This window comes from Bradyrhizobium sp. 482_C4_N1_8 (genome assembly GCF_052075965.1).
Lineage (GTDB): Bacteria > Pseudomonadota > Alphaproteobacteria > Rhizobiales > Xanthobacteraceae > Bradyrhizobium > Bradyrhizobium barranii.
This window is the reverse complement of the sequence record NZ_CP197231.1, coordinates 419,883-433,557: the sequence shown is the minus strand read 5'-3', so window position 1 is coordinate 433,557 and position 13,675 is coordinate 419,883. Positions and strand designations below refer to the sequence as shown.

General features: G+C 65.3%; 13 protein-coding genes. 7 read left to right on the top strand and 6 right to left on the bottom strand.

Annotated features, from left to right (window positions below; translation table 11 throughout):
- Nucleotides 1-404: 404 nt before the first annotated feature.
- Both AB7Z56_RS02050 and acnA read right to left on the bottom strand, forming a co-directional pair.
- Complete coding sequence (locus AB7Z56_RS02050; RefSeq protein ID WP_063985992.1) at nt 405-1,181, bottom strand: DUF1223 domain-containing protein; 777 nt, start codon at nt 1,179-1,181, stop codon at nt 405-407.
- Between the two features lie 217 nt (nt 1,182-1,398).
- Complete coding sequence (gene acnA / locus AB7Z56_RS02045; RefSeq protein WP_063980406.1) at nt 1,399-4,119, bottom strand: aconitate hydratase AcnA; 2,721 nt, start codon at nt 4,117-4,119, stop codon at nt 1,399-1,401.
- A 243-nt stretch (nt 4,120-4,362) separates the two neighbouring features.
- On the opposite strand from acnA, the gene ccmA reads away from it, so the two are divergent.
- The 5 genes from ccmA (at nt 4,363) to AB7Z56_RS02020 (ending at nt 7,519) form a co-directional block, all read left to right on the top strand.
- Nucleotides 4,363-4,965, top strand: coding sequence for a heme ABC exporter ATP-binding protein CcmA (gene ccmA / locus AB7Z56_RS02040; protein ID WP_063985991.1), 603 nt, complete (start codon nt 4,363-4,365; stop codon nt 4,963-4,965).
- A gap of 277 nt (nt 4,966-5,242) precedes the next feature.
- Nucleotides 5,243-5,911, top strand: a complete 669-nt coding sequence (ccmB, locus tag AB7Z56_RS02035; RefSeq protein WP_028150494.1) for a heme exporter protein CcmB — start codon at nt 5,243-5,245, stop codon at nt 5,909-5,911.
- Nucleotides 5,912-6,001: 90 nt separating this feature from the next.
- Nucleotides 6,002-6,733 carry a heme ABC transporter permease gene (locus AB7Z56_RS02030; protein ID WP_063980405.1) on the top strand — a complete coding sequence of 244 codons (732 nt, stop codon included), beginning with the start codon at nt 6,002-6,004 and terminating at the stop codon, nt 6,731-6,733.
- A complete protein-coding gene (gene ccmD / locus AB7Z56_RS02025) occupies nt 6,730-6,915 on the top strand; it encodes a heme exporter protein CcmD (protein WP_014490637.1) in 186 nt (61 codons plus the stop codon). The genes AB7Z56_RS02030 and ccmD overlap by 4 nt, the downstream gene beginning before the upstream one ends.
- Nucleotides 6,916-6,925: 10 nt before the next feature.
- Complete coding sequence (locus AB7Z56_RS02020; RefSeq protein WP_063980404.1) at nt 6,926-7,519, top strand: DsbE family thiol:disulfide interchange protein; 594 nt, start codon at nt 6,926-6,928, stop codon at nt 7,517-7,519.
- Between the two features lie 196 nt (nt 7,520-7,715).
- Here the strand turns inward: AB7Z56_RS02020 and AB7Z56_RS02015 are convergent, their stop codons facing one another.
- Both AB7Z56_RS02015 and ftsY read right to left on the bottom strand, forming a co-directional pair.
- The gene (locus tag AB7Z56_RS02015; RefSeq protein ID WP_063980403.1) at nt 7,716-8,318 is read right to left on the bottom strand and encodes a septation protein A; all 603 of its coding nucleotides are present in this window, start codon (nt 8,316-8,318) and stop codon (nt 7,716-7,718) included.
- Between the two features lie 2 nt (nt 8,319-8,320).
- Entirely contained in the window at nt 8,321-9,268 is a 948-nt protein-coding gene (ftsY, locus tag AB7Z56_RS02010) for a signal recognition particle-docking protein FtsY (RefSeq protein ID WP_063980402.1), read from the bottom strand.
- A 60-nt stretch (nt 9,269-9,328) separates the two neighbouring features.
- On the opposite strand from ftsY, the gene AB7Z56_RS02005 reads away from it, so the two are divergent.
- Entirely contained in the window at nt 9,329-10,030 is a 702-nt protein-coding gene (locus AB7Z56_RS02005; RefSeq protein WP_063985990.1) for an RluA family pseudouridine synthase, read from the top strand.
- Nucleotides 10,031-10,278: 248 nt separating this feature from the next.
- Complete coding sequence (locus tag AB7Z56_RS02000; RefSeq protein ID WP_071908656.1) at nt 10,279-11,388, top strand: DUF2336 domain-containing protein; 1,110 nt, start codon at nt 10,279-10,281, stop codon at nt 11,386-11,388.
- 133 nt (nt 11,389-11,521) lie between these two features.
- On the opposite strand, the gene mtaB is transcribed toward AB7Z56_RS02000, so the two are convergent.
- Nucleotides 11,522-12,775 (bottom strand): tRNA (N(6)-L-threonylcarbamoyladenosine(37)-C(2))-methylthiotransferase MtaB, encoded by a 1,254-nt coding sequence (gene mtaB, locus AB7Z56_RS01995; RefSeq protein ID WP_063980400.1) that lies wholly within the window; start codon nt 12,773-12,775, stop codon nt 11,522-11,524.
- Nucleotides 12,775-13,650, bottom strand: coding sequence for a diaminopimelate epimerase (gene dapF / locus AB7Z56_RS01990; protein ID WP_063980399.1), 876 nt, complete (start codon nt 13,648-13,650; stop codon nt 12,775-12,777). Before dapF ends, mtaB begins: the two co-directional genes overlap by 1 nt.
- Between the last annotated feature and the right edge of the window lie 25 nt (nt 13,651-13,675).

The following is a 13,675-nucleotide window of genomic DNA, read 5'->3' as shown; positions in this document are numbered from 1 at the left end:
TATCGCCGCTTTTCCGCCAAGCGCCTGCCGCCCTGCATTGCGAAAAGACCTGTGTGCGTTGACCCGGTCCTTTCGGTTCCGGATTCCTCAGCCCCCAGCCCCCCGGGGCCGTCAGGATCGGGTCTGTACGCGCGACAAGGAGGGCCAACGCAAGTTGGTCCTTTTTGGTTTGTGCCGAGATGTTTCCGGCACGACCAACTTCTCTCTGATTAACGCGAAGACAACTCTCACCCCTCATCGTGGGGAGCCGCGAAGCGGTGACTCGCAGGATGAAGGCCGCGCTGCATCAGCCGCGCCTGCATGGTTCTCGCGGCGATGCGTAGCATCGTCCGCCTCGCGCGCGAGGGCGCGCTCCTCACCATGAGGCGTGAGAGCGAGTGCGACGTTGGCGAGAGAGATCGGATCTAGTGCAGCGACGTGTACGCCGCGCCAAGCATCGCACCCGGCTTCTCACGGCTGCCGTCCTGGACATAGACCACAGCGCCGTCGACGCCGTCGCGCGTGAGATTTTCCAACGGCACCGTCCAGCTTTCCGGACGCCCGTTCCAGTCGCCGACCTTGAGCAGGTTGCGCACGACGTTGTGATAGGTGATCTGCTGTCCGCGATTTTCGCCGCGGCTGATTGCGATCGGCACCGATTTCGTGATCGAGCAGATCCAGACCTCACCGTGCGAGACCGCCGACTCCTTGCTCGCCGCCACCGACACGTTGATCTGCTTGCCTGCAAGCGACATCGTCACCGGCACGCTCATTACGCCTGTGCCGTTGTCGGTCTTGCCGATCGCGCTCTCGATGCCGGCGCGATCGCTGCCGATGACATGCGTCGAACCGTTGACCACGACTTGCGGCGTATAGACCTCGCGGTCGCCGCGCATGCGCGAATAGGCGCGCTGCCGCGCCGAGAAGCGCGAATCCGCAAGCGTGTCCTTCCAGCCGAGATAATCCCAATAGTCGATCGGCATGCTCAGCGCGATGATCGACGGGTCGTTGGAGAGATCGCCGATGACCTGGTCGGCGGGCGGGCAGGAGGAGCAGCCCTGCGATGTGAAGAGCTCGACTACGGCGCGAGGATCAGCCTCGGCGGGACGGATGACGGCGACGATGGCGCAGATACCAAGTGCTCCCGACCAGAGTGCACCGGACCAGCGCGAAACCAGATTAGAAGCCATCATTGCAGTCATGTTGAACGTCACACCTCGCACGCGTGGGGGAAGATCCTATCGCCTGATGGTCACCGTAGTCTTACGGGCATCGTACACTCAACCGTCCGGGGCGAGGTTTTCCGCCGGGCGGGACCATCGGACGCGTGTTCTAACGCACGAAGGCGGCCTTGTGATAGGCCGCCCTCGTTTAACCTTCTACTCACGTCGCGGTGAGCCACCGTTCACAAATTCGCGCTTAGGCCGCGAGCTTGCGCAGCACGTAGTGCAGAATGCCGCCGTTCCGGTAGTAATCGAGCTCATCCAGCGTATCGATGCGGCAAAGCAGCGAAACCCGCTGCAACGAACCGTCGCCGGAGACGATCTCCGCGGTCAGCTTCTGACGCGGCTTCAGGTCGCCGACCAGGCCGCGCAGCGTGACCTTCTCGTCGCCCTTCAGGCCGAGCGACGACCAGGAGGTGCCTTCCTCGAAGGTCAGCGGCAGCACGCCCATGCCGACCAGGTTGGAGCGGTGGATACGCTCGAAGCTCTGGCAGATCACGGCGCGGACGCCGAGCAGGCGCGTGCCCTTCGCAGCCCAGTCGCGCGAGGAACCGTTGCCGTATTCGGCACCGGCGAACACCACCAGCGGCACCTGCTCCTGCTGGTACTTCATCGCGGCGTCGTAGATCGACATCTGCTCGCCGTCGGGCCAGTGCTTGGTGAGACCGCCTTCCGGGATATTTCCGTCAGCGCCCTTCAGCATGAAGTTCTTGATGCGGATGTTGGCGAAGGTGCCGCGCATCATCACTTCATGGTTGCCGCGACGCGTGCCGTACTGGTTGAAGTCGGCCGGACGCACCTGGTGTTCGCTGAGATATTTGCCGGCGGGCGAGGTGAGCTTGATCGAACCGGCCGGCGAGATGTGGTCGGTGGTGATCTTGTCGCCGAACATGGCGAGGATGCGCGCCTCGATGATGTCGGTGACCGGCTCCGGCTCCTTCTTCATGCCGTCGAAATAGGGCGGGTTCTGCACATAGGTCGAGCTCATGTTCCAGCGGTAGGTCTCGCTCTCGACCGTCTTGATCTTGCGCCAGTTGGTGTCGCCCTTGAACACGTCGGCATACTTCTTCTTGAAGATCGACGCGGTCACGAACTTCTTCATGAAGGCGTTGATCTCCTTCGTCGTCGGCCAGATGTCCTTGAGGTACACCGGCTTGCCGTCCTTGCCTTCACCGAGCGGCTCGACGGCGAGGTTCTTGGTGACGCTGCCCGCAAGCGCGTGGGCGACGACCAGCGGCGGCGAAGCGAGATAGTTCGCCTGCACGTCCGGCGAGACGCGGCCTTCGAAGTTGCGGTTGCCGGAGAGCACGGCGGCCGCGACGATGCCGTTGTCGTTGATCGACTTCGAGATCTCCTCGGGCAGCGGACCGGAATTGCCGATGCAGGTGGTGCAGCCGAAGCCGACCAGGTTGAAGCCGACCTTGTCGAGATCGGCCTGCAGACCGGAATCGGCGAGATAGGCCGCGACCACCTGGCTGCCCGGGGCGAGCGACGTCTTCACCCACGGTTTTGCCTTGAGGCCCTTGGCGGCAGCGTTGCGCGCAAGCAGGCCGGCGCCGATCAAGACGCTCGGATTCGAGGTGTTGGTGCAGGAGGTGATGGCGGCGATCACGACGTCGCCATGACCGATCTCGAAGTTCTTGCCGTCGACGGCAAAGCGCTTCCCGGGCTCGTCGGTCTTCTTGTACTCGGTGCCGAGCGCGAGCGAAAAGCCTTCGGCGACCGACGGCAGCGCGATGCGGCCTTCGGGACGCTTCGGACCGGCCATCGAGGGAACGACGTCGCCGAGGTCGAGGGTCAGCGTTTCCGTGAACACCGGATCGGCCGACTTGGCGGTGCGGAACAGGCCCTGCGCCTTGGCATAGGCCTGCACCAGCGCGACGCGCGCCGGAGCGCGGCCGGAGGTCTTGAGGTAATCGAGCGCAGCAGCGTCGACCGGGAAGAAGCCGCAGGTCGCACCATATTCCGGCGCCATGTTGGCGATGGTCGCCTTGTCGGCGACGGACAGGTGATCAAGGCCGGGACCGAAGAACTCGACGAACTTGCCGACCACGCCGAGCTTGCGCAGCATCTGCGTCACGGTCAGCACGAGGTCGGTGGCGGTGACGCCTTCCTTCATCGCGCCCTTCAGCTTGAAGCCGACGACGGTGGGCAGCAGCATCGACAGCGGCTGGCCGAGCATGCAGGCTTCCGCCTCGATGCCGCCGACGCCCCAGCCGAGCACGGCGAGACCGTTGACCATGGTGGTGTGGGAGTCGGTGCCGACCAGCGAGTCGGGATAGGCGACCTCGAAGGTGCCGGTCTTCTTGCCGACCGTCATCTTCTCCTTCTTGGTCCAGACCGTCTGGGAGAGATATTCGAGATTGACCTGATGGCAGATGCCGGTGCCGGGCGGCACGACCGAGAAGTTCGAGAACGCCTTCTGGCCCCACTTCAGGAACTCGTAGCGCTCCTGGTTCTGCTTGTATTCCTCGGTGACGTTCTTGCCGAAGGCCTTGTTGTCGCCGAAGAAATTCACGATCACGGAGTGGTCGATGACGAGGTCGACCGGCACCAGCGGGTTGATCTTCTCGGCATCGCCGCCGAGCTTCTGCATCGCGTTGCGCATCGCGGCGAGATCGACCACGGCCGGCACGCCGGTGAAATCCTGCATCAGCACGCGGGCCGGGCGGAATGCGATCTCATGCTCCAGCGACTTCTTGCGCAGCCACTTCGACACCGCCACGATGTCTTCCTTCTTGACCGTGCGGCCGTCCTCGTTGCGCAGGAGGTTCTCGAGCAGAACCTTCATCGAATAGGGGAGTTTCGAAATTCCCTTCAGACCATTCTTCTCGGCCGTGGGCAGGCTGTAATAGACATAGGTCTTGGCGCCGACCTTGAGGGTCTTTTTGCATTTGAAGCTGTCGAGCGAGGTCATGTAGGAAATCCCAATTGTTAGTTATACCCGGCAAGGGGTATTTTAACACCGTCAGCGAGTCCGGCTGGGTCGCTTGCAGGGGCAGGTTAAGTTGCTGCATCAAGTAGTTCCGGGCTTATAGAAGCTTTCTAACCGCGCCGCCACAGCCACAAACGTGCCGCAGCAATCCGCGAGCCAAAAATTCCCATGCGCTACCCCAAGATTTCCTGAGGCCAGGCTTTGAGCGGATTGAACCAAGGCAAGATGCAGCTGTCCGGACGCGGGGTCGTCTGCGTGCGCGGCGGCCGCGAGGTGTTCTCCGGGCTCGATTTCGAGGCGGTCTCGGGCGAGGCCGTGGCGGTCGTGGGCCGCAACGGCTCGGGCAAGACCTCGCTGCTGCGGCTGATCGCGGGTCTGCTGATTCCGGCCGGCGGGACAATCGCGCTCGCCGGCGGCGATGCCGAGCTGACGCTGCCGGAGCAGTGCCACTATCTCGGCCATCGCGACGCCCTGAAGCCAGCACTGAGCGTGGCGGAAAACCTGTCATTCTGGGCTGATTTTCTGGGCGGCGAGCGCAGTGATGCGGCCAAGAGCCTCGCCATCGTCGGGCTCGATCACGCCACTCATTTGCCGGCCGCCTTCCTGTCCGCCGGCCAGCGCCGCCGTCTGTCGCTGGCCCGGCTGCTGACGGTGCGCCGCCCGGTCTGGCTGCTGGACGAGCCGACTACGGCGCTGGACGTGGCCGGCCAGGAGATGTTCGAGGGCCTGATGCGGGAGCATCTGGCCCGGGGCGGCATGATCATCGCTGCGACCCATGCGCCGCTCGGCATCGATTCGCGGGAGCTGAGGATTGGGGGTTCAGCATGATTCCGATGGACCCTCAGTTTTCCAAGCGGCCGGGCCCGGCTCTCTCCGTTCCCTCCCCCCTTACGGGGGAGGGTCGGGGAGAGGGGTGCGGCACGGTAGGGCGATTCGGTTCTAGCGCTGGGGAGGCGAGCGCTCTGTCGCTCGCCGTCAGCCCTTCAAAAGCATCTCTCTCGGGGCTACCCCTCTCCCCCGCCCTCCCCCGCAAGGGGGGAGGGAGCGCAGTTTGCCTGGGGCACGAATCAGGCTCCCATGGCGGCCTCGACGTCGGATACACCCCATGACCGCCCTGTCCGCCCTCATCCGCCGGGACATCCGGATCGCGCTCCGCGTCGGCGGTGGGGCATTGATCGGCGTGCTGTTCTTCCTGACCGTCGTCGTCCTGATGCCGTTCGCGGTGGGGCCGGATCTGGCGCTGCTGTCGCGGCTCGGGCCGGCGATCCTGTGGCTCGGCGCGCTGCTGGCAAGCCTGCTCACCCTGGACCGGCTGTTCATGGCCGACCACGAGGACGGCTCGCTCGACCTGATCACGATGAGCCGAACGCCGCTGGAACTCGCCTGCGCCGCCAAGGCGCTGGCGCATTGGCTGGCCGCCGGCCTGCCACTGATTGTCGCAACCCCGGTGCTCGGCCTGCTGCTCAACCTCGACATGGTCGCGACCGGGGCGGTGGCGCTGACGCTCCTGGCCGGTACGCCGGCGCTGACCTTCACCGGCATGATCGGCGCGGCGCTCGCGGTGACGCTGCACCGGGGTGGACTGTTGATGGCCGTGCTGGTGCTGCCGCTGTCGATCCCGGTGCTGATTTTCGGGGTCGCGGCCTCGCAGGCCGTGATCGTCGGTCCCATGACGTTCGGCGCGCCGTTCTCGATCCTGTGCGCGCTGTCGCTGGTCAGCCTCGTCATCGGCCCTTTCGCGGCGGCGGCGAGCCTGCGCCATGGTCTCGATTGAAATGGGCCGGATGCCCTTGACCCCGATCAACTTTCGCTGCGCGCTTTTATGCTGATTGCGTGAGTGCTGACCTGTGATTATCAGAATACCATGACGCTGATCGATCTCGCCAATCCGACACGGTTCCTCGCGCTGACGGCGCGGCTGCTGCCGTGGCTTGTGGCCGCGACCGTCATCCTGCTCACCATCGGCCTCTACCAGTCCGCTCTCGCGCCCGACGACTACCAGCAGGGCGCGACGGTGAAGATCATGTTCATCCACGTGCCCAACGCCTGGCTGTCGATGTTCGTCTGGGGCGTGATGAGCATCGCCTCATTGGGCACGCTGGTGTGGCGGCATCCGCTCGCCGACGTCGCCGCCAAAGCCGCCGCGCCGATCGGCGCCGCCTTCACCTTCCTCGCGCTGCTCACGGGATCGCTGTGGGGCCGGCCGATGTGGGGCACCTATTGGGAATGGGACGCGCGGCTGACCTCGGTGCTGATCCTCTTCCTGATGTATCTCGGCCTGATGGCGCTGTGGCGCGCGGTCGAGGATCCCTCGCGCGCGGCGCGCGCCGCCGCGGTGCTGACGCTGGTCGGCGCGATCAACCTGCCGATCATCAAGTTCTCGGTCGACTGGTGGAACACGCTGCACCAGCCGGCGTCGGTGATGCGCATGGGCGGCTCGACGCTCGACAAATCGTTCCTGATTCCGCTGCTGCTGATGGCCATCGCGTTCACGCTGCTGTTCGTCACGTTGCATATCGCGGCGATGCGCAACGAGATTTTGCGCCGCCGTGTCCGCTCCTTGCAGATGATGCAGGCGAGCCAGAAGGCCGCATGACGATGTCACTTGGTCCCTACGCGTCCTTCATCGTGACGTCCTATGCCGCGGCCGCGCTCGTCGTCGTGATCCTGATCGGCTGGATCGTGCTCGACTATCGCAGCCAGACCGAGCGCCTGCGCGAGCTCGACCGCAGCGGCGTCACGCGCCGCTCCGGACGCAGCGCAACGGACACGCCGTGAGCGATCAATCATGAGCGATCAACCGACTTCCGCTCCGCCGCAGCGCCGCACCTTCCTGATGGTGCTGCCGCTGATCGCCTTCATCGCCCTGGCGCTGCTGTTCTGGTTCCGGCTCGGCAGCGGCGATCCCTCGCGGATTCCGTCCGCGCTGATCGGCCGGCCGGCGCCGCAGACCGCGCTGCCGCCGCTCGAGGGATTGCAGGCCGACAGCGCGCAGGTACCGGGCCTCGATCCCGCCGCGTTCAAAGGCAAGGTCAGCCTGGTCAATGTCTGGGCGTCCTGGTGCGTACCCTGTCATGACGAAGCACCGCTCCTGACCGAACTGGCAAAAGACAAGCGCTTCCAGCTCGTCGGCATCAACTACAAGGACGCGGCCGACAACGCGCGCCGTTTCCTCGGCCGCTACGGCAACCCGTTCGGCCGCGTCGGTGTGGACGCCAACGGCCGCGCCTCGATCGAATGGGGCGTCTATGGCGTGCCGGAGACGTTCGTCGTCGGGCGCGAAGGCACCATCGTCTACAAGCTGGTCGGACCGATCACGCCGGACAATCTGCGCACGGTGTTGTTGCCGCAGATGGAGAAGGCGTTGAAGGCAGGGAGCTGAGCTCCGCTCTCGCGCGAGCGCAGGGGCCAGCACCACGCACCGCTGTCATGCCCCGGCTTGACCGGGGTATCCAGTACGCCGCGGCCTCACCGTATCTCACGACTGTCTCTGGAATACTGGATCGCCCGGTCAAGCCGGGCGATGACAGTTGAGTGTATGGCCGCATTTCAGCTCGCAATGACGAGCTGAGAGACCGTCAGCCCTTCCGCACATCCCCCGCGTCGGCCTCGCTCGCCTCCAGCGACGCCGGCTCGATCCCGTAGCGCTTGGTCAGCGGCATCTGGGCGATGGCGAAGACCATCGTGATCGGCGTGACGCCGAACACCTTGAAGTTCACCCAGAAATCCGTGCTCTGGGTGCGCCAAACGATCTCGTTCAGGATGGCCATGCCGGCGAAGAACAGCGCCCAGCGCAGCGTGAGGATGCGCCAGCCCTGCGGGGTCAGGTTGAACATCTGGTCGAACATGACGGCGATGAAGGAGCGGCCGAACAACAGGCCGCCGCCGAGGATCGCCGCGAACAGGCCGTAGATGATGGTCGGCTTGACCTTGATGAAGGTCTCGTCGTGCAGCACCAGCGTCAGCGTGCCGAACACCAGCACGATCACGCCTGTCACGATCGCCATGATCGGGATATGGCGCGTCACCACATAGGACGCGATCATCGCCGCCACGATCGCGACCATGAAGGCGCCGGTCGCGGCGAACAGATTGAACTTCGCATTCACGAAGAAGAACACGAGCAGCGGACCGAGCTCGGTCGCGAGCTTGAACAGCGGATGCGGCTGGGTCTTGTCCATTCTCAGCTTTCGATTCCGGCGATCGCACGGGCGAAATCGCGCGCGGTGAACGGCGCGAGATCGTCGACGCCTTCGCCGACGCCGATGAAATGCACCGGCAGTTTGAATTTCTCCGCGAGCGCCACCAGAATGCCGCCGCGCGCGGTGCCGTCGAGCTTCGTCATCACGAGGCCGGTGACCCCCGCCGTGCGATGGAAGGCCTCGACCTGCGACAGCGCGTTCTGGCCGACCGTAGCATCAAGCACCAGCAAGACGGCATGCGGCGCAGTGTCGTCCACCTTGCGGATCACGCGCACGACCTTTTCGAGCTCGTTCATCAGCTCGGCCTTGTTCTGCAGGCGGCCGGCGGTGTCGATCAGGAGCACGTCGATGGCCTGCTCCTTCGCTGCCGTCAGCGCGTTGAAGGCGAGGCTTGCCGAATCCGAGCCCTGGGTGCCAGCGATGACCGGCGTCCTGGTGCGCTCGCCCCAGACCTTGAGCTGCTCGATCGCGGCCGCGCGAAACGTGTCGCCGGCGGCCAGCATCACCTTGCGGCCCTCGGATGCGAATTTTTGCGAGAGCTTGCCGATGGTCGTGGTCTTGCCGGAACCGTTGACGCCGACCACGAGGATGACGAACGGCTTCTTGGCCGTATCGATCTCGAGCGGCTTTGCCACCGGCGCCAGCACCTTCTCGACCTCGGTGGCGACGACGTCCTTGACCTCGTCCGCCGAGATCGCCTTGTCGTAGCGGCCCGTGCCGACGGCGTCCGCGATCCGCACCGCGACCGACGTGCCGAGGTCGGCGCGCAGCAGCACGTCCTCGATGTCGTCGAGCATGGCGCGGTCGAGCTTGCGCTTGGTGACGAGGTCGGCGACCGCGGTCCCGAGCGAGGACGAGGTGCGCTTCAGCCCGTTGGACAGGCGGCGCCACCAGCTCAGCTTGGGGGGATCTGACGTGGTATCGTTCATGGTGGCGGTGTGTTAGCCGTTCCGGCTCCCAAACGAAAGTGTTGACCGAAAGTCTTGCAATTGCTCGATGTTCCCGAATTGACCGCCGACGAGATCCTGGCGCGCGTGCTCCATCGCGACGGGCTGATGCTGGTCATCGACAAGCCCGCCGGCCTGCCGGTGCACCGCGGCCCCAAGGGCGGGGCCAATCTGGAAACGTCGTTCGATGCGCTTCGTTTCGGCCTGCCGCGGCCGCCGGTGCTGGCCCACCGGCTGGACAAGGACACCTCCGGTTGCCTCGTGCTCGGCCGCCATCGCAAGGCGACGGCCTCACTCGGCCTCCTCTTCAAGCACGGCAAGATCGGCAAGACCTACTGGACCGTGGTCGAGGGCGGCCCTGCCGAGGACGAAGGCACCATCGACATGCCGCTCGGCCGGCTCAATGCCGAGCGCGGCTGGTGGCAGAAGCCGGACCCGGAAGGGCAGAAAGCCGTCACAAATTGGAAGGTGATGGGCCGGGGCGACGGGCTGACCTGGCTCGCCATGGAACCGGTGACCGGCCGAACCCATCAATTGCGGGTGCATTCGGCGTCGACCGGCTGGCCGATCTTCGGTGATAACATTTACGGCAACGGCCCGCGCTTCGGCGAGCCGCGGCTGCACCTGCATTCCCGCGAGATCGTGGTACCGATCTCCCGGAACAAGGAGCCGATCCGCGTGGTCGCGCCGGCCCCGCCCCACATGCACGACAAGCTCCGCGCCTGCGGGTGGAATGGGGAATAGTTTTAGCCCCTCATGGTGAGGAGGCGCATCAGCGCCGTCTCGAACCATGAAGGCCCGACTGTCGCCCGCGGCCATCCTTCGAGACGCCCGCTTCGCGGGCTCCTCAGGATGAGGAGCAGTGGCCGGTCGGGGAGCAAAGCAGTGCTCGCCTTCCGCCCCGTGGTTTACGAAACGTTCAGTGCTCGTCTCTATTGATAGCGATTGCTTAGAACAAGCTTCCGTCATTCGCTCAGGACGAGCAACGCGTCATGTCCACGGCCGAGTTTTCGATCATCGATGAAGTCGAATCAGCGATTCGGCTCGGCTCGGCGGAAAAGGGCCTGGAAACGGCCCGCCGCGTCACCGACCTGTTCCTCTCCTCCGCCGGAAGTTTTGGCAACGAGCAGATCGCGCTGTTCGACGACGTGCTCGAGCGCCTGATCGGCACCATCGAGCTGCGCGCCATCGCCGACATGGGCGCACGCGTTGCGCTGGCCGAGATCAGCGCGCAGCTTGCGCCGATCGCGCAGGCGCCGCCCTCCGTGATCCGCCGCCTCGCCAATAATGACGAAATTCGCATCGCCGGCCCCGTGCTCCAGGAATCCGCGCGCCTCGACGATGGCGAGCTGGTGAAGATCGCCTCCAGCAAGGGCGAATCGCATCTGCTCGCGGTCGCCGGTCGCTGGTGGCTCAAGGAGATCGTCACCGACGCGCTGCTGGCGCGGCGCTATCCCAGCGTCAGCCGGCGGCTTGCCGCCAATCCCGGCGCGCGCGTTTCCGGAAACGGATTTGCCGTCATCGTCGGGCAGGCGGAGGCCGATCCCGAGCTCGCCGTGAGCGTCGGCGTCCGCGTCGACCTGCCGTCCGATTTGCGCCGCCGGTTGCTGCGTTCTGCGACGGATGCCGTGCGCACCCGGCTGCTGTCGCGCGCACCGCCGCATCTGTTCGAGGAGATCCAGGGCGCGATCGCCGCCGTGACCGTCGGTGTCGAGCGCGAGATGTCGGCCGTCCGCGATTTCGAAGGCGCCAAGCGGGCCATCGCAAATCTCAAGGCGACGGGCCAGCTGACCGAGGCGACGCTGCTCGGCTTCGCCACGCAGCGGCGCTACGAGGAAACCGTGGCTGCATTAGCGGCCCTGTCCGGATCGACCGTCGAAGTGATTCGCCCGCTGATGCAGAGCCTGCGCGAGGACGGCTTGCTGGTGCCGTGCAAGGCGGCCCAGCTCAGCTGGGAAACCACAGCCGCCGTGCTCGAGAGTCGCTTTGCCACCGGCGCGATGAAACCCGCCGATATCGCGAGGGCGAAAAGCAATTACGCGCGAATGACGTCGGAGAACGCGCGGCGGACGCTGCGATTCTGGCAGGTGCGGGCGTTGTAGGCCTGCTGCTCATCACACACTCCGCTGTCATTGCCCGCGAAAGCGGGCAATCCAGTATTCCAGAGACGGCAGCGATAGAACCGAGGAGCCGCGGCGTACTGGGTCGCCCGGTCAAGCCGGGCGACGACACTGATTACGTGGTTAGCCGCTCGCCATCGCTGCCGGCGATCATCAGCGGCACCACACGGCCAATACGTTCACCCGCGATCGCCACCGGCAGATAATGCTCCGTGCGGCCCTGGCTGTCGCTCTCGATCAGCACATCGCGCGTCGTACCCACTTCCTCTTGCAGCCGCCGTCGTAATGCCACTTCGCCCGCCGCACGCAGCCGCTTCGCACGCTCCTTGATCGCACCGCCCGCGACCTGCGGCATCCGCGCGGCCGGCGTGCCGGGGCGTGGCGAATACGGGAAGACGTGCAGGAACGTCAGACCGCACTCCTCCACGAGATCCAGCGAGCGCGAAAACATCTCCTCGGTCTCGGTCGGAAAGCCCGCGATGATGTCGGCTCCGAACGCGATGTCCGGGCGCAGGCGGCGGACCTGGTCGCAGAACGCGATCGCGTCGTTGCGCGAATGCCGCCGTTTCATGCGCTTCAAAATCATGTCGTCGCCGGATTGCAGCGACAGGTGCAGATGCGGCATCAGGCGCGCATCGTCGCCGATGGCATCCAGCAGATCGGCATCGGCCTCGATCGAATCGATCGAGGAGATGCGCAGGCGCTTGAGCTCCGGCACGTGCCGCAAGATCTGCTTCGTCAGCATGCCGAGTCTTGGTGCACCCGGCAGGTCGGCGCCATAGCTGGTGAGGTCCACACCGGTCAGCACGATCTCGGCATGGCCGCGCGCAACAAGCGCCCGCACCTGATCGACCACCGCGCCCATCGGCACCGAGCGTGAATTGCCGCGGCCATAGGGGATGATGCAGAACGTGCAGCGATGGTCGCAGCCGTTCTGCACCTGCACGAACACGCGCGGCAGGCCGCTCGCAAAGCCGTCGATCAGATGCGGCGCCATCTCCTTCACCGCCATGATGTCGCTGACGGCGATCTTTTCGCTCGCACCGAGATCGAACGCGGCACGCGCATCGCGCCAGGCTTCGCTGCGCATCTTGTCGTCATTGCCGAGGACGCGATCGACCTCGGCCATGTCTGCGAACATCCGGCTCTGCGTCTGCGCCGCACAGCCGGTGACGACGATGCGCGCGCCCGGTCGTTCGCGCTTCAATTTACGGATCGACTGGCGCGCCTGCGCCACCGCCTCGTTGGTGACGGCGCAGCTGTTGATGACGATGGTATCGGAAAGGCCAGCGCCTTCAGCCTCGCGGCGGATCAATTCGGCCTCGAAGGCATTGAGGCGGCAGCCGAAGGTGACGACGTCGACGGCCATCAGCCGACCGGCGCGAACAGCGCCGGATCGAAGGAGCCCTCATATTCGAAGGTCGCGGGGCCCGTCATCAGCACGTGGTCATCGCTTTCACGCCATTCGATCCCGAGCTTGCCGCCGGGCAGCGCGATCTCGACATTGCGCTCGGTGCGCTTCAGCCGCGCGGCCGCGACCGCGGTCGCGCAGGCCGCCGAACCACAAGCTCTGGTCAGGCCCGCGCCACGCTCCCAGGTGCGGATCGTGACGTGGTCGCGATCGACGATGTGGGCGAGCGTGATGTTGGCGCGTTCGGGGAAGATCGGGTGATTTTCCAGCAGCGGACCGAAACGCTCGAGATCATAGGCGTTGACGTCCTCGACCCAGAAGATCGCATGCGGATTGCCCATGCTCACCACTGAAGGCGAATGCAGGATCGGATTGTCGATCGGCCCGATCTGCAATTCGATGTAGCGGGTGTCGCGAAACTCTTCCGCCAGCGGAATCTCCTGCCAGCCGAACTTCGGCGCGCCCATATCGACGGTGTAGAGATCGGGCGCCGGGCCCTGCCAGCAATTGAGCAGGCCCGCGGCGGTCTCGAACGTTGCCGTGGTCTGCCCGGTCTTCTCGAAGATGCGCCGCACCACGCAGCGCATGCCGTTGCCGCAGGCGCCGGCCTCGGAGCCGTCATTGTTGTAGATGCTGATGAAGGCCTCGGTCCCGTCGAACCGCGGCTTCCGGAGCACCATGAGCTGGTCGTAGGGCACGCCGCCCGGCGCGGACGCGACCGCGCGGGCGTCGTCCGGCGTCACCGGCGCGGCGGAATCACGCATGTCGACAACGACGATCTCGTTGCCGATGCCGTTCATCTTGGCAAATGCGTGGTTGGCCAGAGCGCTCATGAAATGTCCCGAATTTCGCCTGCCT